At 44.4% G+C, this 22,605-nt stretch carries 18 protein-coding genes and 1 other annotated feature; of the genes, 2 read left to right on the top strand and 16 right to left on the bottom strand.

The window, feature by feature from the left end:
- Window positions 1-28: 28 nt before the first annotated feature.
- Both pheT and pheS read right to left on the bottom strand, forming a co-directional pair.
- The gene (pheT, locus tag DW251_RS13850) at window positions 29-2,449 is read right to left on the bottom strand and encodes a phenylalanine--tRNA ligase subunit beta (RefSeq protein ID WP_118301500.1); all 2,421 of its coding nucleotides are present in this window, start codon (window positions 2,447-2,449) and stop codon (window positions 29-31) included.
- Between the two features lie 29 nt (window positions 2,450-2,478).
- A complete protein-coding gene (gene pheS, locus DW251_RS13845; RefSeq protein WP_021869853.1) occupies window positions 2,479-3,522 on the bottom strand; it encodes a phenylalanine--tRNA ligase subunit alpha in 1,044 nt (347 codons plus the stop codon).
- 182 nt (window positions 3,523-3,704) lie between these two features.
- Window positions 3,705-3,947 (bottom strand) — a binding site (T-box leader).
- A gap of 216 nt (window positions 3,948-4,163) precedes the next feature.
- Between pheS and DW251_RS13840 the strand changes: the two genes are divergently transcribed.
- On the top strand, window positions 4,164-5,126 hold the full coding sequence (locus tag DW251_RS13840) for a prepilin-type N-terminal cleavage/methylation domain-containing protein (protein ID WP_118301499.1): 963 nt from the start codon (window positions 4,164-4,166) through the stop codon (window positions 5,124-5,126).
- A 22-nt stretch (window positions 5,127-5,148) separates the two neighbouring features.
- On the opposite strand, the gene DW251_RS13835 is transcribed toward DW251_RS13840, so the two are convergent.
- Entirely contained in the window at window positions 5,149-6,042 is an 894-nt protein-coding gene (locus DW251_RS13835; protein ID WP_021869851.1) for a LysR family transcriptional regulator, read from the bottom strand.
- Window positions 6,043-6,262: 220 nt separating this feature from the next.
- On the opposite strand from DW251_RS13835, the gene brnQ reads away from it, so the two are divergent.
- Entirely contained in the window at window positions 6,263-7,630 is a 1,368-nt protein-coding gene (gene brnQ, locus DW251_RS13830; RefSeq protein ID WP_118301497.1) for a branched-chain amino acid transport system II carrier protein, read from the top strand.
- Between the two features lie 48 nt (window positions 7,631-7,678).
- Here brnQ and DW251_RS13825 read toward each other — a convergent pair whose 3' ends face one another.
- From DW251_RS13825 to DW251_RS13765, 13 genes are all read right to left on the bottom strand, one after another.
- Window positions 7,679-12,271 (bottom strand): type II secretion system protein, encoded by a 4,593-nt coding sequence (locus DW251_RS13825; protein ID WP_118301496.1) that lies wholly within the window; start codon window positions 12,269-12,271, stop codon window positions 7,679-7,681.
- 77 nt (window positions 12,272-12,348) lie between these two features.
- Window positions 12,349-12,969, bottom strand: coding sequence for a type II secretion system protein (locus DW251_RS13820; protein ID WP_118301495.1), 621 nt, complete (start codon window positions 12,967-12,969; stop codon window positions 12,349-12,351).
- Window positions 12,970-13,002: 33 nt separating this feature from the next.
- On the bottom strand, window positions 13,003-13,377 hold the full coding sequence (locus DW251_RS13815) for a hypothetical protein (RefSeq protein WP_118301494.1): 375 nt from the start codon (window positions 13,375-13,377) through the stop codon (window positions 13,003-13,005).
- 7 nt (window positions 13,378-13,384) lie between these two features.
- The gene (locus DW251_RS13810) at window positions 13,385-14,197 is read right to left on the bottom strand and encodes a hypothetical protein (protein ID WP_118301493.1); all 813 of its coding nucleotides are present in this window, start codon (window positions 14,195-14,197) and stop codon (window positions 13,385-13,387) included.
- 3 nt (window positions 14,198-14,200) lie between these two features.
- Entirely contained in the window at window positions 14,201-14,896 is a 696-nt protein-coding gene (locus DW251_RS13805) for a hypothetical protein (RefSeq protein WP_118301492.1), read from the bottom strand.
- The gene (locus DW251_RS13800; RefSeq protein ID WP_147352237.1) at window positions 14,893-15,528 is read right to left on the bottom strand and encodes a hypothetical protein; all 636 of its coding nucleotides are present in this window, start codon (window positions 15,526-15,528) and stop codon (window positions 14,893-14,895) included. The genes DW251_RS13805 and DW251_RS13800 overlap by 4 nt, the downstream gene beginning before the upstream one ends.
- A gap of 11 nt (window positions 15,529-15,539) precedes the next feature.
- A complete protein-coding gene (gene pilM / locus DW251_RS13795) occupies window positions 15,540-16,508 on the bottom strand; it encodes a pilus assembly protein PilM (protein ID WP_118301491.1) in 969 nt (322 codons plus the stop codon).
- 15 nt (window positions 16,509-16,523) lie between these two features.
- Entirely contained in the window at window positions 16,524-17,300 is a 777-nt protein-coding gene (locus DW251_RS13790; RefSeq protein WP_118301490.1) for an A24 family peptidase, read from the bottom strand.
- A 29-nt stretch (window positions 17,301-17,329) separates the two neighbouring features.
- Window positions 17,330-17,890 (bottom strand): prepilin-type N-terminal cleavage/methylation domain-containing protein, encoded by a 561-nt coding sequence (locus tag DW251_RS18510; RefSeq protein WP_118301489.1) that lies wholly within the window; start codon window positions 17,888-17,890, stop codon window positions 17,330-17,332.
- A 495-nt stretch (window positions 17,891-18,385) separates the two neighbouring features.
- Window positions 18,386-19,504 (bottom strand): glycosyltransferase, encoded by a 1,119-nt coding sequence (locus tag DW251_RS13780; RefSeq protein WP_182433630.1) that lies wholly within the window; start codon window positions 19,502-19,504, stop codon window positions 18,386-18,388.
- A 41-nt stretch (window positions 19,505-19,545) separates the two neighbouring features.
- Window positions 19,546-20,292 (bottom strand): WecB/TagA/CpsF family glycosyltransferase, encoded by a 747-nt coding sequence (locus DW251_RS13775; protein ID WP_021869838.1) that lies wholly within the window; start codon window positions 20,290-20,292, stop codon window positions 19,546-19,548.
- A 31-nt stretch (window positions 20,293-20,323) separates the two neighbouring features.
- Entirely contained in the window at window positions 20,324-21,856 is a 1,533-nt protein-coding gene (locus DW251_RS13770; RefSeq protein WP_118301487.1) for a lipopolysaccharide biosynthesis protein, read from the bottom strand.
- On the bottom strand, window positions 21,853-22,362 hold the full coding sequence (locus DW251_RS13765; protein ID WP_182433629.1) for a glycosyltransferase family 4 protein: 510 nt from the start codon (window positions 22,360-22,362) through the stop codon (window positions 21,853-21,855). Before DW251_RS13765 ends, DW251_RS13770 begins: the two co-directional genes overlap by 4 nt.
- Window positions 22,363-22,605 lie beyond the last annotated feature (243 nt).

Raw genomic sequence — 22,605 nt, 5'->3', positions numbered from 1 at the left:
GCAGCCGCTTGTTTTTTGGCTACGCTCATTAACTTCTCAACTCAATCTCATAAGCCTTCTTTAACTGCTTTAAGATCTTCTTTACATATCCATCTACTGTATCAGCCTGGAATGCTTCTTCCTTTGGTGTGAACAGGACGGTGAATGCCATGGACTTCTTGTCCTCTGCGATCTGCTGGCCTTCGTATACGTCAAAGAGTGTTACGTCCTTCACAAAGGAGCAAGCCTGGTAGATGCACTCTTCTACCTGTCCGCAGGTGATGTCCTTGTTCATTACCAGAGCCAGGTCACGCTTCTCTTCTGCGAATTTTGGAAGTGGTTCAAATACAGGTGCCTTGCCGTACCATTTCTCCAGAGCCTTCATATTGATCTCCAGAACATAGGCATCTTCACGCATTGCCTCTGCCTTCATGATCTCGTACTTAACCTGTCCCAGATAACCAACTACTTCGCCTTCGCAAAGGATAGCAGCAGTTCTGTATGGGTGCAGGAATGGCTTTTCGGTTCTTTCATAAGTAAAGGTAAGATGAAGCACATCTGCTACTGTCTCTGCCATACCCTTTAAGGTGAAGAAGGACTCATCCTTACCAAAAGCACCGATACACAGTGTCTCACGCTCTTCCGGATACTCAGTCAGAGGCAGGGACTTTGGAATAAATGCATTTCCGATCTCGAAAATACGTCCCTCAAAGATACCTCTCTTCTGGTTGCGGCCCATTGCATGGATCATCTGAGGAGCCAGAGTGGTTCTCATCAAGGAAAGATCCTCGTTGATCGGGTTCATGATGCGGATCGCCTTGCGCTCAAGGGCATCTTCCGGGAATTCCATTTCATCTAAATCAGCCGGTGAGAAGAAGGAGTAATGCATTCCCTCAAATGCGCCTACACTGCAGAGAGCTCTTTTAACCTTTAAAATGGTCTTCTGACGCATATTTGTTCCACCGATGGTTACCTTTGCAGTTGGAAGGAAAGTAGAATTAATATGGTCATAACCATACATACGGATCACTTCCTCTGCAACATCCGGATAATCTTCCATATCTTCACGGTATGCAGGGAAATGTAAGGTCAGCTCATCTCCGTTGATCTCAGGATCAAAGTCCAGACCTTTCAGGATGCGAAGGATATCTTCGTCCGGAACAGTGATACCTAATACACCATTTACCTTCTTGATGCTGGTCTTGAAAGTCTTTGGCTCTAAGGAATTTCCTGTATTTACGTTCTTGTGGGTCTTAGAAACCTTTCCTGCTCCCAGCTCTTCTACCAGGTGCAGAGCACGCTTCATAGCCATTTCTGTTGCATACTCGTCAACGCCCTTTGCATATCTCTGGCTTGCGTCAGAAGACTGTCCTAATGCACGGGAGCTCTTGCGGATGTTGTCACGGGCAAACTTAGCTGCCTCAAACATTACCTCTGTAGTAGTATCGCGGATCTCAGAGTTTAAACCACCCATGATACCTGCAAGTGCAACTGGCTTCTTGCCGTCACAGATCACCAGGTTATTTGTATTTAAGGTAAATTCCTTCTCATCCAGAGTAACGATCTTTTCGCCCTCTGTTGCGCGTCTTATGCAGATGGCATTGCCTTCCAGATAATCACAGTCAAATGCGTGCAGCGGCTGTCCTAACTCACGCATAATATAATTGGTGATATCTACGATATTGGAAATAGAATTATTTCCAACCAGAGCCAGACGTCTTCTCATCCATGCAGGTGACTGAGCCAGCTTTACATCATATACATAGTGTGCAATGTAACGTGGGCACAGGTCCGGTGCCTCTACAGTTACATCAAATCCCGTCTTTTCTACGTCGGTCTCAGTATAATCTAAAGCAGGCATCTTAAGTGGCTGTCCTAAAGCTGCAGCTACTTCTCTTGCCAGACCAAAGATACTCTGGCAGTCCGGACGGTTTGCAGTAATGGAAACATCAAAGATCCAGTCATTTAAACCGGTGATCTCCTTTACATCTGCACCGATCTCAGCATCCTCCGGCAGTACCAGAAGGCCGTTGTAACCGGCGCCTGGATACAGGTCTTCGTTTAAGCCAAGCTCTGTTCCGGAGCAAAGCATACCATAGGACTCATAGCCTCTTAATTTTCCCTTCTTAATCGTAACTACGCCTTCAATGGTAACATGGTCTTTTGCAGTAGCGTATACCTGGGCACCGATCATTGCTACAGGGAACTTGCCGCCTGCTTTTACATTGTCAGCACCACAGCAGATCTGTAATAATTCCGGTCCGCCTACATTGACCTGGCATACATGAAGGTGAGTCTCCGGAATCGGCTCACATGACTCAACATAGCCAACTACGATACCGCTGATGTCCTTTCCTACCTGCCATTTTTCTTCTACTTCAAATCCACAGTCAAACAGCTTTTTCTCTAATTCGTCTGCGGAAACATTAATATCTACATAATCATTTAACCAGCTTAACGGTACAAGCATTTCTAATCCTCCTGTCCTGATCGAACCTATTAGTCATCGATCTGATCTAACACACGCAGATCAGACTCAAACAGCATCTTAATGTTGTTGATGCCGTATTTTAACATTGCGATACGCTCCAGACCAAGGCCGAAAGCAAAACCGCTGTACTTCTCGGAATCGATGCCGCAGTTTTCAAGCACCTTCTTATTTACAACACCTGCGCCAAGAACCTCTATCCAGCCGGTCCCCTTGCACAGTCTGCATCCCTTACCGCCGCACTGGAAGCAGCTTACGTCAACCTCTACAGACGGCTCTGTAAATGGGAAGTAGGAAGGACGGAGTCTGGTTCTGGTGGACTCACCGAAGATCCTCTGAACAAACATGTCTAACATTCCCTTTAAATCACAGAGAGTAATGCCTTCATCTACAACAAGGCCTTCCATCTGACTGAACATTGGTGAATGAGTAGCGTCATCATCAGAACGGAATACCTTACCTGGGGAAACAACCTTGATCGGAGGTTTCTTTGCTTCCATTACATGAACCTGTCCTGCGGATGTCTGGGTACGCAGTAAGAACTCTGGGGACAGATAGAAGGTATCCTGCATATCACGGGCCGGATGATCCTTTGGTGTATTTAATGCAGTAAAGTTGTAATAATCTGTCTCGATCTCCGTTCCTTCGTATACTTCAAATCCCATGGAAGCGAAGATGTCAGTCAGCTGATTGCGGACCGTAGTTACCGGATGAAGGTTTCCATAACGGATCTTCTTTGGCGGCATGGTGATATCGATCTTTTCAGACTCGTAACGCTGCTGCTGCTCTTTTTCCTTTAATTTCTGGTCCAGTTCATCGAAAAACTGGTTTGCCCATTCCTTTGCACCGTTAATGGTCTTACCAAACTCAGCCTTCTGGTCGTTTGGCACATTGCGCATCTCTTTCATCAGAAGACCGATGCGGCCCTGCTTGTTGTCTAAGAAGGTCTTTTTGAATTCATAAACACTTCTGGAAGTGGTCAGAGTTTCTGCACCCTTGCAGATCTCATCTTTGATCCCAGCGATCACTTCATTCAGTTCTTTTAAATCCTGCATGATTTCTCTCCTTTTCTTTCTTATATACTCCCTGCATCTTTCATGTAAAAAATACTGAGAGCACATTTATTGCTGGTGGTTTTTCCTCAGTTCCATTCACAACTTTGTGCTTCGCACTCTACTGCCTGCTATGCAGGCGGGTTATTCGTTAATGGCTAAAAAAATCCCCCTGCGCATACACGCAGAGGGACGATCATTTACCGTGGTACCACCCAGTTTCCCGCAGCCAGATCATATAAGATCTTTCCTGCAGACACTTTACGGTATGTAACGTACACCAGACGGCACTGCCTACTATTTAACCTTCAGCAATGCAGCTCCCGTGGGAAATTCGGATATCTGTCTGAACGGAAAAAGGCTCACAGCCGACGACCTTTTCTCTCTGACCGAAAACAGTATCTTAAAAACACGATCTTCGCTTTTGTTCTTCATTTTATGATTTCAGGCATGTCTGTCTGTATAAGACATTCATAGTCTGTAAATCATTCTAGGCTTTTTAATAAGAAAAGTCAAGTTTTTTTTCATTTCTGGCGATCAGCTGTATACTTTAAAAAAAAGAAGTGTTAAAATAGAATTAATGTAAACAGCGTTGGAATGACATAATTTACCGAAATATACAGAATACATAAGGGAAGATATTTATGAAAAAGCAAAAAGAGAAACACATACTGACAAATCAACAAGGGTTTACATTAGCCGAATTGCTGGTGGTTGTTGCAATTATCGGAATTCTTGTCGCAATTTCTGTTCCGGTCTTTGCAGCACAGCTGGAAAGAAGCAGGGAAGCAACAGATATGGCCAATGTCCGGGTTGCTTATGCCGAAGTACTAACTGCCGTAAATTCCGGTGATGTAAATGAAAGCAGGATCGTCCCCCTGAAGCAGAAGGAAGATGGCTGGCAAACTCCACGTAAAGTTATGATCGGAGGTATCACGGAAAACGATACAAATAACTGGATCGGAAATCCCACCGCTAAAGGTTCTTGCAAAGTATACTATGATCCGGCTATTGGACCCGTACTTCAATGGAGCAGGGAATTCAGTAATATACATAATCCTTTTAACAACAGCGGCGTACTGGATTACATCCATAAAACATATGGTTCAAACGTCAATCTTGAAATTGATTCCGGCTGTACAAATTCTAAAATGGTAAAATTGATACAACCATTCATTGATGAAGATAAAAACAGAAGCAGCCTGATGAAAACAGGAACCTGGGCTTATATGGGAAGCGTTTCTGATACAGGCAGTGATCATAAAAATCAGAACCGCTATTGGTTCTGGACTTCTGTAGATATAAATAAGAATGGTTTCCAGGCCGGAGAAACAGTCCCTATGATCGTCAGCACGGCAGATGGAAAATTTTATATTTCCAATTCCCAGACAACTACAAGAACCTCAAACGGAATGACCTATAATGTGATCATAAAAAGTACCTCTTCAGCCGGAAGTAAAAAACAACAAATAGAAGCATACAAAAAATACATTCCATCTGACCCTAAAGACTGCTTTGATAATTTGAATGATGCGTACGCAGCATATGAAAAATTAGTCAAATCCAATCCGGATTATCAGAAATATGAAAATACACTTCCATATTGATATGGGGCTTGACTGTAAAAAGTCAAGCCTTTTTTCGTTCCTTTAACTCTTTCACATACTGGAGAACACATTCTTTCAGCTTCTGCACACTATCGGAAGGCTCCGTTTCTTTCTTCATTCCCATTCCCAGTTCCCTGATGCTTTCCGGTGTGACCGGCACACAGCACACATCATCTGTATTCCCCCGGATCATAAATTCCGACATCATGGAAATGCCAAGTCCTTTCCCCACCATACGGATCACGGTTTCATCATCTACATACACAGCCTGCTCTTTCGCCTTTACACCTGCCCTGTCAAAAGCAGCGTGAACATCAATATCAAAACGTCCATAAGGCATAAGAAAATCTTGCCCCTCAAACTCTTTTAAAGGAAATTCTTTTCGTCCATTTAAGGGATAATCCTTCGGCAAAATGGCATACAGCAATTCATAATAAAGGGGGATCCATTCACAGTTCCGGTAACTTTGTCTGCTGGCAAAGATCACATCTGTCTTTCCCTCCTGTAAAAGTTCAAAAGGCTCCAGGGCATTATCCACCATCCGCAGGTCTACATCCACTTTTGGGCAGATCCTGCGAAAACGGTACAATATTTCCGGCATCCAGAACATGGCCATACTGGCATAGGCGGCAATCCGGATGGTTTCCGTCTGTTGCCTGGTAATAGTTTGAATCTGATTTTCCAGATTGGCATTTGCCTGAAGGAACTGTCTGATAGCTGGCACCAGCTCCTTTCCCTGTTCTGTCAGGGAAATGCCATTGTGACTTCGTATGATCAGAGGAAATCCAATCTCCCGCTCCAGGCTGTTTACCAGATGGGTAAGTCCTGACTGGGTATATCCAACCACTTCCGATGCCTTAGAAAAACTTCCCAGATCTACGGCAGTCATTAAGATCTCTAATTTTTTTGCTTCCATAAATACACTCCCATGCTTTCCTTTCTCCTGTTTTTCAGGCATTTCTGCTGTCAGTCACAGTTTTCGCCTGTTCACAGAGTATTACACTTTGTCATAGTTCTATTATAAACATGGATTTCACAAACAACAAGAACCAACGTAAAATGTAAAGTAATAAATGATCTATATAACTATTCAAAACTACCACTTATAAATATGTAAAACGAGGTGATCCACGATCATGAATAAAAAACATCTTTCCCTTCATCAGCGCCTGTTAGTAGCTGCTACTTTATTTGGTATGTTCTTCGGCGCCGGAAACCTGATCTTTCCTGTCCATCTTGGACAGCTTGCAGGACGGAACCTGCTCCCGGCTATGGCCGGCTTTATCATTGCAGCTGTAGGAATTCCCATTCTTGGGGTTGCAGCCATTGGAAATACACATTCTGACGGGCTGCAGGCACTTGCTTCCAAAGTAAGCAGACGTTACAGTTACTTTTTCACCTGTCTGCTTTATCTGACCATTGGACCATGTTTTGCTATTCCAAGATGCGCTACTACTTCCTTTACAACGGGGATCCAGCCTGTTCTTGGAAGCCAGATCTCAGAAAGAACAGCACTCCTTGTCTTTTCTGCCATCTTTTTTGCCCTGGTCCTCTTTTTCTCTTTAAAACCGGGCAATATCACCCTCTGGATCGGAAAAGTCATTAACCCACTGTTTTTGTTCTTTCTGGCAATTTTGATCCTTTCTGCCCTGCTTCATCCAGGTACCGCTGTATCTGCGGCCCAGCCGGATCCTTCCTATGAAACAGGTGCTATGTTTCATGCTCTGTCAGAAGGCTACGGAACCATGGATGCCATTGCAGGTCTTGCTTTCGGTATCGTAGTAGTAAATGTGATCCGCCAGATGGGAGTGGATGATGATACAGCCATTGCAAAAGAAGTACTTCACTCCGGTATCCTTGCAGGTGTTTTAATGGCTCTGATCTATATGCTGACCATTCTTATGGGCGCACAGTCTTTGGGACTGTTCGCTGTTTCTGAAAATGGCGGTATCGCATTATCCCAGATCTCCAGCCATTATCTTGGAAGAGCCGGACTTGTGATCCTGGCTGTAACTATTACTTTTGCCTGCCTGAAAACTTCCATCGGACTGGTAACCAGCTGTTCCGAAACCTTTGTGCAAATGTTCCCGGATAAGCTTTCCTACAAAGCCTGGGCTATTATTTTTACATTATTTTCCTTTATTGGATCCAACATGGGGCTTTCCACTATCATCCGATACTCTGTACCGGTCCTGATGCTGATCTACCCTCCGGCTATTGCCCTGATCCTGCTGGCAATGTTTGGAGAACATTTTCACCATGATCGGAAAGTATATGTATGGGTAACCGCCCTTACCTGGGCAGCATCCCTGTTTGACTTTTTCAAAACTCTTCCCGAACAGGTTCAGGTACTGTTCCACCTGGATAAAGCAGTAACACTGGCCCAGACTTTCCTTCCTCTCTTTAATCTCAATCTTGGATGGATCCTTCCGGCAATGGTTGGGATGATCATTGGGCTGGGATGTAAGAGAAATGAAAAAAGAAGACGGCAGGCACTTGCGTAATGCCTGCCATTTATTTCACATCTCTATTTAATTTTCCGATATCGTTAATTAATTGAGCCAGTCACCGCGGTATGGTTCTGTCTGATTATCCGGCTTTTTCGTCCATATTTTATATGGATATTTCTGGTTTTTCAGATTTTCGTCGTATGTAATGGTATTGTCATTTTGGGTGTCGGTTGCACGAAGACGGAATTGGTCTAGGACTGACTTAATACCGCTTACAGAACCCCATATATTACCAATTGGATCATCGTTGGTATCCCAGGCTCTATACACACAGTTGGTAATGGTTGCATCAGTTGCTTCGCTGGTACCGCTTCCGGTTTTGTTGGTGCGACCGATGAGATAGCCAATGACTGGATCATTTCCAGCTCCCTGCATTACTCTGCTGACCTTTCCTCCAAAATAACAGGTATCAACGGTCAGATCTGAGGAATTATCATATCTGCCAACAAGTCCACCAGCACTTCCTTCATTACCTCTCATATAACTGAATATATTTGCCATACTAAAGCTGTTTTCAATCTTCAAACAACCTTTTCCTTCTCCGATCAAACCACCTACATTACTGTAACCAGAAATATTATAAGGGGCATGAAATTGATCATCATCTCCGATTGCAGTCATATCTGGATAATCATTATTTCTTCCTGCCACATAGCAATTTTGGATCAATGGAATTTCCTTATCTGGTCCTTTTACATATCCAGACAGATCCAGATTACCGATCAAGCCGCCTGCTCCATGCTGAAAATGTTTTCCACTGAGATAACCGGAAAATGAACAGTTTGTAACCTCTAATTCCTTCGCCTTTATTTTTCCTACAAGACCACCTGCTCCATAATTTGATCCCGTTGAGGCACCACCGATCAATACATTTTTTCCATATACATGAACATTTTTTATGGTGACTTTCTGTACACCTACATTTACTGCAATTCCGCCAACTCCCCATCCTTGCAGTTTTATATCATCACCATAAACGCGGATATTCTCCAGATCCAGATAAGTGCCATCTCTGACATCACTATAATCGTTAATCTCTCCAGCTGTATCTATGAGCACTGCTGCACCATAGGCGCCTCCCTGGATATATGGATCTTTGATATTCAGATTTTTCACTGTCAACTGATCATTTTTAGCAAAAAGAGCCGTACTTTCATTACCAGACAATGGCGGTAAGATCCGCAATCCCGCTATGGTATGTCCACCTCCATCATAGGAACGAATAGTTGTATTATCAATAGCTTTAAAACTTCCCGGATTTGTAAAACCATTTCCTGGACTCCATCCATCATAGATCTTAACATCCACACCGGGATAAGCTTCCGAAAGTTCTTTACAATATGCTTCCGTGTTTGCAGTAACCGATGGATCATCCGTCCACAAAATATTATCCGTCTGCTCTACATTTGTAATATTAAAATCATTTTTATCATAGAAATTCAAATTCAGCAGATGGCGGGAATTAGCAACCTTTGCAGTATAAGTACCTGTGGTTTCATCATAGATCAGTTTGTCAAAATAACTGTTATTTTTATCATCTATCGGATCTGTACCATCCGGGATCGCATGCTTATCACTTGCCTGTATTACAAGATTGTCTCCTGCTTTGATATAATTATCCTGCCAGTATAAATACTTGAACCCTGAACGGACAAACGCTTTATTATCCAGATATAACCTTACTTTTATCTGTTTTTCTCCCGTTTCTGTTACTTCAATCCTTTTCGTTGATAATTTATCAATATCTGTCCACGATGCCGGCCAACCCCAAGTATTTTTTTCATTATATGCCAACTCAACCTTAGACGCATCTATCTCCTCTATATACATTATCTTGCTTAAATCCGGATAGAATTTCACAAGATAATAGACTGTATTTCCATTGCTCTGTCCTTTAATGGAAAAACTTACCTGCAGCGGCTCCTGATTTGTTCCCGTTCCAGTATCGTCTGGAATGTCAAGCACGTAATCTACCCATAGTCTATTACCGTTATTCACTTGCATTCCTGTCTCCTCCGGCTCTTCCTTCTCCGGCTCCATCCAGTCGCCGATGTGGACGCGGGCAAACTTTGGGATCTGTTTAGGCTGGGTGGAGTCGCTGTTTTGGTCTTCCTGGATCATGTTTTGGGTGGTTGGATCTGCCTGGATCAGCTGGACTACAGTTGGCATCGGATAGGTACTGGTCAGTGTTTTATCGTAAGGAAATGCTTTCTTGGATATTGCCTGAGAATTTTCCTCAAAATAATTTTTCAGTGTATCCGAATAACATACAGACCTTGCTCCGTTTACCATGGAAGAGCTGTAGCAATACCGAAAGCTGGCATCTGATGCAGCCTTGCCACTGCTTCCCGTATTCAATGCGCCATAAACCGTTACAAAAGCGGCTTCATCCTGCTTCTCGTTCGCCTTGTTCATTTTAGTATCGGTCTCAGAAGCAGCCGGTACAGTGCCATAAACATCAGAATGCATATAAACGGATGCTGATACATAGGTACGTTCCACCTGGCTTCCACTTGGCAGGATCGCAGCCAGACCACCTGCAATGGTATCTCTGGAAATAACATTATAACGTCCCTGTGTTGTATCAAAGTTTTCTTCTGCCGGAGTCGGATGGACCAGGAATTTTCCTGCTGATGTATGACCGCCTACGTAACTGTTTTCGATCCGTGCCGGCTGATCTCCTTTATTATCAACCACTTTTCCTACCAGGCCGCCTGCAAAGTCATATCCATCTACATAAACAGACGCAACACAACCGGAAACAGTCAGTTTTCCAGATACAGAACCTGCCAGTCCCCCTGCAACACCATACTGGGACCGAATTCTGTATGTTGCTTCAACTGCCGTATCCAGATCTTTCTCAGCTTCTGCATCATCCGCTGCTACTTTTGTGCGGTAGGTATCCACTGCCATGGTCTTACTGATGGTAAGTTCTGTTCCGCTAAAAGCTCCCACCAGGGCTCCCGCATCTACTTCTATGTCACTGGCAGCATCCTTCTCCCCTGTCGCCGTGATCTTCGGATACTGTACAAAAACATTCTCTACAGATATGTTTAACGGTTTAACAGGATCACCATATCTGTCAGGTATATTTATACCAAATCCCACCAGCGCTCCTGCACTGGTTTCTGAGGTTATATCCGGCCGCACCAGCTTCAGGTCTTTTACATACAGATCTTTTGTAACATTTCCAAAGCATCCGCCTGCCAGGATATCTCCCTTCACATTCACCAGAAGATCATTTATTTTATGCGTATTTCCCTCATAAGACATGACAAACTGTGGGTTTACCGGAGCATAGCAGCCGGGCTGCGTATATTTAAGGGAGGTATAAGTTCCGCTTCCCGTTGCATAACAAACAGAAAGTTTATCTGCTTCCCTTACTACTCGGTTATCTCCATGGCTAATATGAATTTGATTTACAACATTTGTTCTGAAATCTGTCCAGGAAAGATCCTCCTGCTGGGAAACCACATACTCATTGGATCCATCTTCTGCCGGGGACAATCCAATGGCTTCCCCACTGTCCTCAGGCTTAAAACCGGAGATCCGGTAATCCAGGTTTTCCAGATGCCGAATACTGGAAACAAGCACCTTATTTTCCGTTATATCCTGGAAGATACTGTTGCACTCTTTGATCTCACTGATCACACTTCCGTTGCTGTTTGAAACCTCCGCATAGACCCGTAGATCTTCTCCCGGGATCAGCTTTCCTTCCTTTCCTCCGTCTGAACGTTTCAGGTCCTGGCTCAGACCGGCAAAACGGAACCCCTCCCATGTGATATCATCTAAGATCACATAAGAGACTCCTGAGGTTCCAATGGATATCACTCTCTGTCTCTGGCTGAAATCCATCAGGTCAATCCAGCCTTTGGTGCCGCTGGACATGCCTTCTACCCACAATCTCATTGTATACCGGGCAGTGGGAGACATATAATCATCTACTTCCGCATAGAGAACATCCCCGTTAAATATCTTCAATGTTGGTTTCTTTAACTTGGGATCCGGGATCACTTCCGGGTCTGTCATGGACTCCCCGTTATAATATCCAATGGCTTCTCCATGATACTTCTCTCTCTTATCTGCAGATAATGCAGCCTGGGCCAGTTCTTCACTTTCCAGGTCTGTCACCTGAAATACATACTTGTCTGAGTACCATACTTCCCTTACGGTTCCCTCTTTCGGGTTATAACCAATCGCATAACTTCCATCTGTACGGACGGTTTCATCAATGGAACCAAAGGGAAGCAGACGCTGTCTGATATCTTCTGTGTCATTGCTTCCCTCATCTCCCGGCTGATACAGAATATAATACAATCCCTGTTTTTCCTCTGATCCTGAGGATAAAGTAAGCCCCAGCTTATCCTCCGAGTCAGGATCCTCCGGATCCGGATATTCTGCCAGAAGCCGTTCCAGACTTCCACCGGCCTTTTCCAGGCTCAACCGGTTCTGGGCTGCCAGAAAAATCTCTTTTGCAGTCTGGTCCATTTCCAGACGTCTTAAACGGCTTTGATAATGGATAGCTGTAACAAAAGAAACACCGGCAAGGATCGTGGAGATCGCTATGACCACCAGAAATTCCGCCAGTGTAAAACCGCCTTTTCTTTTTTTCTGCATATAGGTTGTGCGTTCCATTTCTCTATCCTCCGCAGAATATCCAGTCTTTCTTACCGCTTCATTTATGCTTCATCTCAGCTGCAGTTAAACTGTAACTAATTTAATCCTTCCAGATTTACAGCGTGTACTGTCAGCTGATCCAGGTGCGCCATTGGCACCTTGTCTGACCGCTTTGCATCTGCCTTATAATATACATTAATATCTTTTACTGTAAAACAGCCATCTTCATAGCTGTACTGGTCTACATTAAAATCCGTATAAAACCGTTTTGCCATAGCACCGTCTGAAAGAAGGGGCACTCTGGTTTCCTGTCCGTTATCGGCAATAAAAACCTTGCAGCTCCCGGCTTTATTCGTATTTTCTTCCTGTGTCCCGTCGGCTTCCTGATAAGGCACTGCCCCAAGGCGCATCCAGATCCCGTTTTCCCCGTTATAAAACTCCGGACCACTGGTTCCGCCCGTCCGCACTTCCTGTGCCTGGGATAAAACATCAGTGATCAGTTCTGCCGTAGTAGCAAGGACCTGCTGGGCTTCTGCCTTCTGTGTAGTCTTCTTATATGCTTCTTTTACTACAGCCACACCGCCGCCAATAGCTGTAGCAGTCATGGAAAGGATCAGTACAGCCGCTAACATTTCTGTCAGCGTCATACCGGCCTGTGATCTCAGATGACATTTTATTTTTCTGTATGCCCTCATCATATTCCCATTCCTTTTCATGTTCCTGCTCCAATAAATACTTCTTATTACTTCTTAATTTTTCCTGCTATAGCGGAAATACTGTCCTGTTTTTGTACCTTTCTGGTCAGAATACAGATCGATCCTGTACTTTCCTGCGCCCTCGTTTCCGGCAGAACGCCCCAAATCCGTTCCTGTACCATTTTGTTCCAGGATCAGCCTGCCGTTGCGTTCATTCTTTGTCTCTTCCCCTTCCAGGATATTCCTCTGGGTGTAATAAGCCTGCATCACAGCATCGCCTTTTACCAGCATCTTTTTAGAACTCATCATTGCCGTAGCAAACATGGTAAGTCCCAGAACGATCACAAGAACAGATACCAGAAGTTCCGCCAGCGTCTCACCTTTAGAGGATCTCAGCTTTCCAAACAGTCTGTCTACATGCTCCTTCATCCTACTATCAGCCTCCTGACACACCGGTATCCGGATGTGTTTTTTCTATCATTCCCCGCTCCCAGTAAATCTGGGTAATACGTGTGGTAGTGGTGATCGTCCACTCCGAAGTCACATCCCCGTTCTCATTTGTTTCTTCGTGTTCTTCTTCCTCTTCCATTTCATCTACATGGACTTTCGCTGCAACAGTCAGCTTCCGTTCACACCGGTTTTCCGGATGGTCATCCCCGGTCTGTGTATCAGAAATATCAACTGTAATATTGTACTGGGGATCCATAGTCAGATGAGCCGCTGTCTGAAGCTGGTCCAGATCCTTTATATTGGTCTGGGTTCCATCTGTCTGGGTAAGCTGGACAGAAAAGGTAAAATCCTGTTCTGCAGTTTCAGGAGATGAGCCATTCTGTGCATTTCCCTCCTGCTCAGAGAAGGATCCGTTTTGTCCATCTTCCTCCGCTAAAGAAGTATATACCTGTTTAATACAGCTGCCTAAAATACTGTCATCATCCAAAGTTTCCCCGCCGGTGTAAACATATTCCTCAGAATAATCCGGCTCTTCTTCCCTGCTGTCTACCACTCTTACATCTGTGATCTTCACAGCGGTCTTACTGTCACTTAATTCATCCCGCAAAAAAGCTGCCCCGGACTCCACTGCAAACCGTTTCTGGTCTGTTACAGGTACTTGCTGCATTTTGCCCGCAGACGCGGAAGCTGCCGCAAGGATCATAGACGCGGCTACGCCGCACAGCACAAAAAACAGGAGAGCTGCCACCAGACTGGCGCCATTTTCGCTTTTTAACCGTTTACCTGCTGTTACTACCATGGTTTATTCCCCGAATGCTGCTTCTGCTGCTGTTTCCAGGTCAGAGCGCTGCAGATTTGACATATCAGAATTTGCCAGACCACCGCCGGAAGCTGCCTGTGTCTCTTCTACCTGCAGGCCTTCCAGGCTTTCAGCCCCTTCTGTTGTTTCAAAATAATTCATATTAAAGGTCAGTTCAACACGACCCTCTTTGATATTTGGCTCAAAATCCGCATCCACCGCAGAAACACTGTCCATGCTGATGTTGTAGATCAGGCTGCGGTAAGGTCCCTGTAAGATTTCCCTCATCATTTCCACAGCAGCATCGTAATCTTCTGCCGAACAGTTGACGGTAACACTTCGGCGGATATTGGTTCCATTTACCTCCGGCTCATTAAATGTAAAAAGAAAATCATAAGCCTGGCCGTGGATCCGGTTTAATTCTTCCAGTTCTTCTTTAAAATTATTATAAGAAGGCACCACCGGAGCATCTGCATCCTTATTTTCCTGGATCTCAACCTGCATGGATTTGATCCTTGCTGACTTTACCTGCTCCATTGCAATTGCATCTTCCAGATCTGTGGTATCTGCTGCTTCGATCCGTTCCTGAATGGGAGAATAAATCCCCACATACCAGCCGGTCAGCAGGATCAGCAGCAGCAAAACAACGATAGCTGCCTTTTCTTTTTTTGTCAGAACATAACTCATTAAGGATTTCATGATAAGTCCTCACTCTCTCCCGGCGCATAAAAATAAACAGTCACCTGTGCCCGGACCACTTTATCTTCTGCCCGTTTAGAAATATCCAGCAGGTCTTCATCCTCTGTTTCTTCCAGAGACGCTGTTACATAGCGCACAGCCCCATCTTCCTCGATGTCCTGGATCAGGCTTTTCAGCATTGTCCCCCTCTCAAGAGTACATTCAAGATTCATCTGATCATCCGTAACGCTGACTGTTTCAATGGTTTTGCATATAGGGAAAATAGTATTTTTCAGTACATCTAACATTACCAGACGGTCCGGCATCACTGCTTCCTGATCATTTCTCCAGGAATTTCCATAGTGGGCATATTCTGTTTTTACTTCTGGCATAATGCTGTTGGCCTGCTTCATAACTTCCAGCTGGGCTTCCATACGCTGATAAGCAGCCTCCGCACGGTCCGCTCTTTCCATAGGCATTACAATACCCACCTGGGAAAAACCGTACAGGAATACTAAAAATGCCGCCAATGTAACAATCTGCCCTGCAACGGCACCTTTTTTTACTTCACGCTGATACAGATTGATCCTTTTTTTGTCCGGATATTTCGGACCACCGATCTGCATTTTAGCGATCTTTTTTAAATCCATCACGGTCTTCCTCCTTATACAAGTAATACTCCTACTGTCTGAGGACTGTCGATCCATTCCGGCATCTTCTTTGCGTCTAATTCCGGAAGTATTTCTCCAATACTTTTTACAGGAATTCCCACTGTATCACTTAAAGTATCGATCAGTCCCTTGTATCTGGCACCGCCGCCGCAGTAATAAAGACTGTCTATGGTATTATCACTGTTGTTGAAACTGTAGAAGTTAAGTACACGCATGGCCTGTACCGCAATGGTCTGATACCGGTTACTTAAAGCTTCATCCAGAGTTTTTTCACCTTTTTCGCCCCAGAATGTATCATCATCATCTACATTTAACTGTACCAGCTGTTCCTTATCTCCCCGTCGGATCTGCTCGATCTCTTCACAACCAGGCTCCATGGTACGGGTGGTATCATAGATTCCCTTGCGGAAGAAATGCATACGCAGGGCCTTAGTTCCCAGATCCAGGACTGCAAAGTCTTTCTTTTCTTCACCCTCGTTCATATGCTCCAGGATACGTTCCAGACCGATCACACCGGGGACCAGACCAATCAGCTTTAATTTTGCCATTTTTGCAAGTTTCAAAAACTGCTGACACAGGTCTTTTCTGCAGCAGGCAGCGATCAGGTCCAGCTGATCCTCTGTCCTCTCGATCACACCATAATCAAACTGGTACTGCTCCAGCTCATCTCCAATATAATCGTGGAATTCAAATGGCAGGTTCAGCTTTAACTGATCCACTGTCATAAGAGGAACACTGCACCGCTTTACATAGGTATCATCCTGGCGCAGTACGAACACTGCGTTCTTGCAGCGAATATTATTTTCTTTTAAAACGTCCTTTATAAGCTCCGCGTATACTTTCATATCCGTCTGATTTTCAGTCTCCAGACGCTCGGAAACATAGGTCTGCAGTTCGCCATGTTCCATATATGCGATTTTTACACGGTAATGTCCAATTTCAATACCCAAACAATTTTTCATATATTATACTCCGCTTTAAAATAGCCCCGTATACCACCGGGTCATCACGTCTCCATATACGATCATAATAAAACATGCTGCCGCAATAGACGGACCAAAGGGAAGTTTCTGGGTTTTTCTGAGAGTAGCAAAACCAAGTCCCAAAAGGCAGCTCAAAATAAGGTAAAATAAAATTTCCCAGGCTGACCCAAGGTACAACCCGGTCATAAAAAATAATTTAATATCTCCTCCGCCCAGGCTTTCTTTTCCTGTGAGGCGGTCAAAAAGGAGGGATAATACAAGCATGCCGCCGCCTAAGGCAATTCCTAACAGCAATCCCCTGAGGATATTGTGTAATGGATCCGGCATGAAAACAGTTGTAGCTAAAAATACAAGAACACCTGCCACATGAAGACGGTCAGGAATGATCCAGGAGTGCAGGTCTGTAAGACTGACGATCAGCAGGATCAATCCCAGAAGGATCCCCTGTAGACTCATAACAGACAGGTCATACCGGTATACTACCAGACAGCAGCCAATCCCTGCTATCAGCTCCGTGATAAAGGACTCCGGCGGGATCTTTGCGCCGCAGTAACGGCATTTTCCCTTTAAAAGCAGCCAGGAAAGAACAGGGAACAGATCCAGAACCCCTAAAACATGGCCGCAGCTGTCGCAGTGGGAACGACCGGAAAGAACAGACTGACCGGATACCAGGCGCACCGCCATACAGTCTGCAAAGCTTCCCAGGCAGCAGCCAAGGATAAATGTAATGAAAAGAATATAGGCTGTAATGCCGAAACTGATGTGAAGCATATTGTAAATCTCCTGTTTATACCAATAGATCAACCAGCAGTAGATGAACCCTGGTCTGGACCAAATGGATTATCGTTTCCACCCTTGTATCCAATTTCATTATCATCTGTATAATAGGGAGCTGTCTGAATTGCTGAAGGATTGTTGTGATACTTATCATTTTCGTTTTCTGCATTTCCTATGAAAACAATGATCTGATCCAATACTTCCCCATTTATAGCCTTATTACTAAGCTCTTTTCCAAGGGTGTTGCAGCTTTTTCCATTGTACTGGGCTCCATTGTAGTTCTTATCCTTCACCTTAATTACATCACTCAGCTTTCCTTCTTTTACATCATAAATAAAATAGGCTGCCGTAGTAAGGGTATTGCCGTTATGTACATCTAAAAGATCTGAATTGCTGTAAAATTCTGCCGTTGCAGCAGCTTTTGCGGCACGGATATTCGCTTTATTTGTTGCAATGACCGCTTTCATCCTCTGGGCTGTAAAAACAGGAATACTGATAGCTACTAGAATACCTACAATGGCTACAACTACCAAAAGTTCTGCCAGTGTAAAGCCTTTTTTCTCTTTGATCTTTTTCATATTCATAATTTCACCGCCTTGGTACAACTTTTTCTCTCCGGTTTCTTATACAAGAAAATGGATGGGGGAAACCCCATCCATTTTCTCCACGTATGTGGTTTCTGGTGTTTTGAAAGATTTTCAAAAATTATTTTGACTCAGTTGTTGATGATTTAGTAGACTTCGCATACATCTTTACAGACTCATTAGAAATTGTACCCTTTTCATCATCTGCGGAAGTAGTAATTCCTACCCAGATATCATCATACACTACTTTACCAGAGATTTTTGCATCATCCATAGTTGAAAACTCGGTATAAGTGTTTCCAGGTTTATCAGTTTTAGGACTACCGCTTTAACTGGTCATTGGTAAGCAGTCCCAGTTCGATCAGCATATCGCCCAATCGTTTTGTACGCATATCTTCCTTTTATCCTTTCTCATTTGTTCTAAATCCATGCAAGTACATCTCTGAAACTGATTATACTCTGCTTTTCCCATACTGGCAAATACTGTTCCGGTTTTTACCTGCTGCTTTTTTCAGAAGATGCCTGTAAAAAGGCATCTGCGCAGCGGTCCCAGGTAAATGTAGCCGCCATTTTTTCAGAGCTTTCCTGCAGATCCTTTTCCGAAGGATAGGGGCCGGTGATCCATTCTGCCATCTCATCATCATTTTCGCAGAGCTTGTGTCCCTTCATATCTTTTAATGTTACAGAAGGTCCCAGGGCGCGGATAGCAGCCACAGAGGTTTTATAATAAACCGCCTCCATGATCGCCATACCGAAGATCTCCCCTTTGTTCATGTTCAGATAATGATCGGACATTTCATAGATCTCCCACATCTTCTCATAAGGAACATTGGGATAGATCTTTACTTCTTTTTCCAGACCGTTTTTGCGGATCTTTTCATTCAGTTCTTCTTCCAGCGGACCGTTTCCCACAATGATCAGCTTAAATTTCTTCTTACCTTTTACCTGCAAAAACAGATCAATCAGCTCTAAAGGACGTTTTTCCCAGGATAAGCGGGAAACATTGCATAAGATCACGTCATCTGCTTCAAATCCATGTTCTTTTCTCAGGCGCATTTTCTCAACCGCCGGGATATTTTTCTTTAAAACAGCGGTATCCAGTCCCACCGGTGCGATCACTGCGTGAGGGATACCCAGCTGCCTTAATTCCTCTTTTGCAGCGCTTGTCTTTGCCAGGACCGGATTTTTCTTATAGATTCTTAAGGTACCTGCTGCAAAAAGGGCATTCATCACCTTGCTTTTAAAATTGGAGTCCAGGCTGTGGGCAGTTCCCACATAGGCCGCAAAGGGAATGCGGCGGCGCCTGCACCATCTGTATACATGAGGCAGGAAGATCTGCTGGTCTCCGAAGCAGAACAGGGCTTTTAACTGCGGGTCCAGATTTTTACAGTCCATAAAGCCGTGCGCTCCCAGATGCTTCATGGGAAGATACCAGATGGTCAGATTTTTTTCCACCTGGACCTTTTCCTCTTTTTCTGAGGGGTCGATCCCCTTATAGATCATCACTTCATGGCCTTTTCGTGCCAGCGCCCGTCCTAAACCGATCTCCTGGCTGTTGTAGTATCCTCTTCTGCCAAATCCATTGATCATGGTACATAAAATTCCAAGTTTCATCTGTTTTCCTCCACCCATCTTTCTCATCTTCCGGAAATCATTTATAAACTCCGGTATTTCCATACCAGCTTTACAATTCCCATATCGTCAATGAAATATCGTTTAAAAAGACGGCGGGGTTCTTTTAAGAAGCGGTAAAACCATTCCAGGCCACACTGGCTGATCCATCTTGGCGCCCGTTTGATATTTCCTGCCAGAAAATCTACAGTCGCCCCTGCACATACGGATACAATGGCGCCGCATTTTTTATAATTTTCATAGATCCATTTTTCCTGTTTGGGACATCCAAAGCAGGCAAGGAGCAGGTCCGGATGGGTCTTTGCTACCAGATGGTTGATCTTTTCTATTTCTTTGGCATCTTTTTCAAAGCCTAACGGCGGGGCGTAGGTTCCGGCAATGCTCATTCCCGGATAATGCTTTTTCACGTTTTTTGCTGCTTTTTTCGCAGTATCCCCCAGACCTCCCAGGATAAATACACTTCTGTTTTCCCTGGAAAGTTCGTCAAGCAGCTCCGGTACCAGATCGGAACCGGAGATCTTTTCCCGGATAGGGGTATTTCCTTTCATTTTGGAAATCCAGACTAAGGGCTGGCCGTCTACCAGCGTCAGATCCGCTTCTTCGGAGATCTTCTTTAAATAGGGATCTTTTTCCATTTTCATTACAACATCTACGTTTACTTCTACAACGTAGGAAGTCTGTTTTTCACGGATCATATCATGGATCCGGTTTACTGACTCCATCATAGTAAGGTTATTTACATAAACATTCAGCAGTCTTTGTTTTTCCATCGGTGTTTCCCTCTATGTTTATATTTTGTGTTTATCTTGTATTTTTCCATAAAAATTCTTTCAGATCCGATGCCGGAAACAGGAGCACACACAAAAGTGGCATCAATATCACTCCTGCCAGACATGTTTTTAAAAATAACCCCATCCATGTTGAAACAAAAGGCCAGTGCAGGCGCAGGAAATGACCGATCCCCGTTACGGTCACTGCGGACAGCACATTCCGTATGATTGTTGGATAAAATTCTTTCTTTGAAAGTCCCAGGCAATGGGCGGCATAAAGAGGAGCATCAAAAAAATGCACTCCGTTGATCACCAGTGTGGTCAAAAGAACGGCATACCCTCCTGCCGACGTCCACTTTAATAAAAGGATCATGGAGATCACATTTGCCACTCCCATAAGAATAGTTACAATGCTTGGAACTTTCAGGCGCTTGGTCAATGTGTATACATAATACAGCGGATTGACGGTTCCCGGTACCAGATCGCTTGCCAGAACGATCATGGCTCCCCAGAAAATAAATTTCGTATTCTGCCCTGGCAGCCATATACGAAAGAAATCATAGCCGCTGACAGAAAAAAGGCCGATCACCATTGCCTCAAAAAAGCCGGTACAGCGCATGGCTTTTTTCAGAAGTTCTGTCAGCTGGGACATCCTTTTTTCCGCATACAGCATTAAAAGCCTTGGTTTAAAGGAAGAACTGACTTTCAAAATAACGCTGTTGCTTAAAAACGCAATGGTTTTTACAACTGAGATCTGACCTAAGACCACTGCATCCAGCATCCGGTTGGTGATCCACAGGTCCAGACCATTATTTAACACATTTCCCAGGTTGTTGATGGATGTCCATATGCCTGTAGAAACGATCTCCCAGATAGCCCCGGGAGACCATTTATCCCGCCCAAAGCGCAGATCCGGCAGAAGTTTCCGGCTGACAGCTACATTTGCCAACAGTAAAAACAGCGCCGCTGACATAGATGCCAGTCCCACATACCATACGTGCGGGAACCAGTTCAGGCATACAAAAAGCAGGATCCCTGCCTGCAAAAGATAGGCTCCGCTTTGCAGCCGTTCTGTTATATCGATGCGGTCCGCGATAAAGGCGGCTGTTTCAAAGGCAGTCCGCATGACCACCATGATATAGCGCAGAAGGACTAAAAAGAACAATCTTTTTACATCCGGCACCAGTTCCTGTGGGATCTTACAAAACCAGGTGATCTTTAAGATCATGGCGATCCCCAGCAAAAATACCGTTCCCCCGAGAACGGCATCTGCCACAATGGTAGAGGAAAAATACCGGTTTGCCTCCTCTTTCTGTCCTTTGTGGTATGCCACGGAAATAAAACGGCCTGCGTAGGCGTTCAGGCTAACGGAGATCACATCCACATAGCTGATAAAGGTATTGGCAAGGGCTACAAAGCCATAGGCTTCCACTCCGATATTATTGGTCACATAAGGCGTGATGAGAAAATTCATCAGGGTGTTGATCAAAAGGGAAAACAGCGCCCAGAACATATTCATCATAATGGCCCGCTTCATACTTGTTTCCTGTTTCTGATTGTTCATCTTTTCCTGTACGCCTCCCTCAGAATTTTTGCGGAGATCTTCCAGCTGTACTTTTCCTCTGTGAGTTTTTCTATTTCTTTCTGATCGTCCAGATACTCTTTTCTGGACCAGTCCGCAGCCTTTAAAATAGCTTCTTTCAGTTTTTCAGGATCCCCGCCTGCTGTTAAGATACCTGTCTTTCCATTTTGTGTTTCTTCCCGGAAAGCAGGAATATCACTGGTGATCACCGGTTTCCCATAACTGTAAGCCATTAAAAGGGCGCCGCTTCCATAAATGTCCCGGTACGGGAACAGGCAGATATCCGCCTGACGGTAAAGGGCATCCAGTTCTTCATCGGGAATGTGCTTCTTTATAAGGTCCACTGTATCTTCCAGCCCCAGATCCCGGATCATTGCCCCATAATCCGTAGGGTCCAGTTTGGGATGCTGGGCTCCGGCAATGATCACCTGGATCTTTTCCCGTTTTTCAGCCGGGATCTGTGCCAACGCTTTTAGCAGGATATCCACTCCCTCGTATAATATCTTTTAGATACATAAATACATATATTTTGGTTAATAAGTTACTAAATAAATATTTGTTCAATAGGCTTAGTAAAGCCCATGATATAATTGTCCCAGTGTCAATCAGGTAATAGTTCTTTTCACTCCTGTTGAACCAGTAATGGTTGCTTCATACTAAGTCTGTTCCCCTGACATGGAAGTTAGCTTCAAACCGGCTGGCTGTTTGCTTAAGTTCATGGATAACCATCT

Source organism: Clostridium sp. AM22-11AC, from assembly GCF_003473545.1.
In the GTDB taxonomy this organism is placed as follows: domain Bacteria; phylum Bacillota; class Clostridia; order Lachnospirales; family Lachnospiraceae; genus Enterocloster.
The sequence above is the reverse complement of the archived record's forward strand: the minus strand, read 5'-3'. Positions and strand labels throughout refer to the sequence as shown.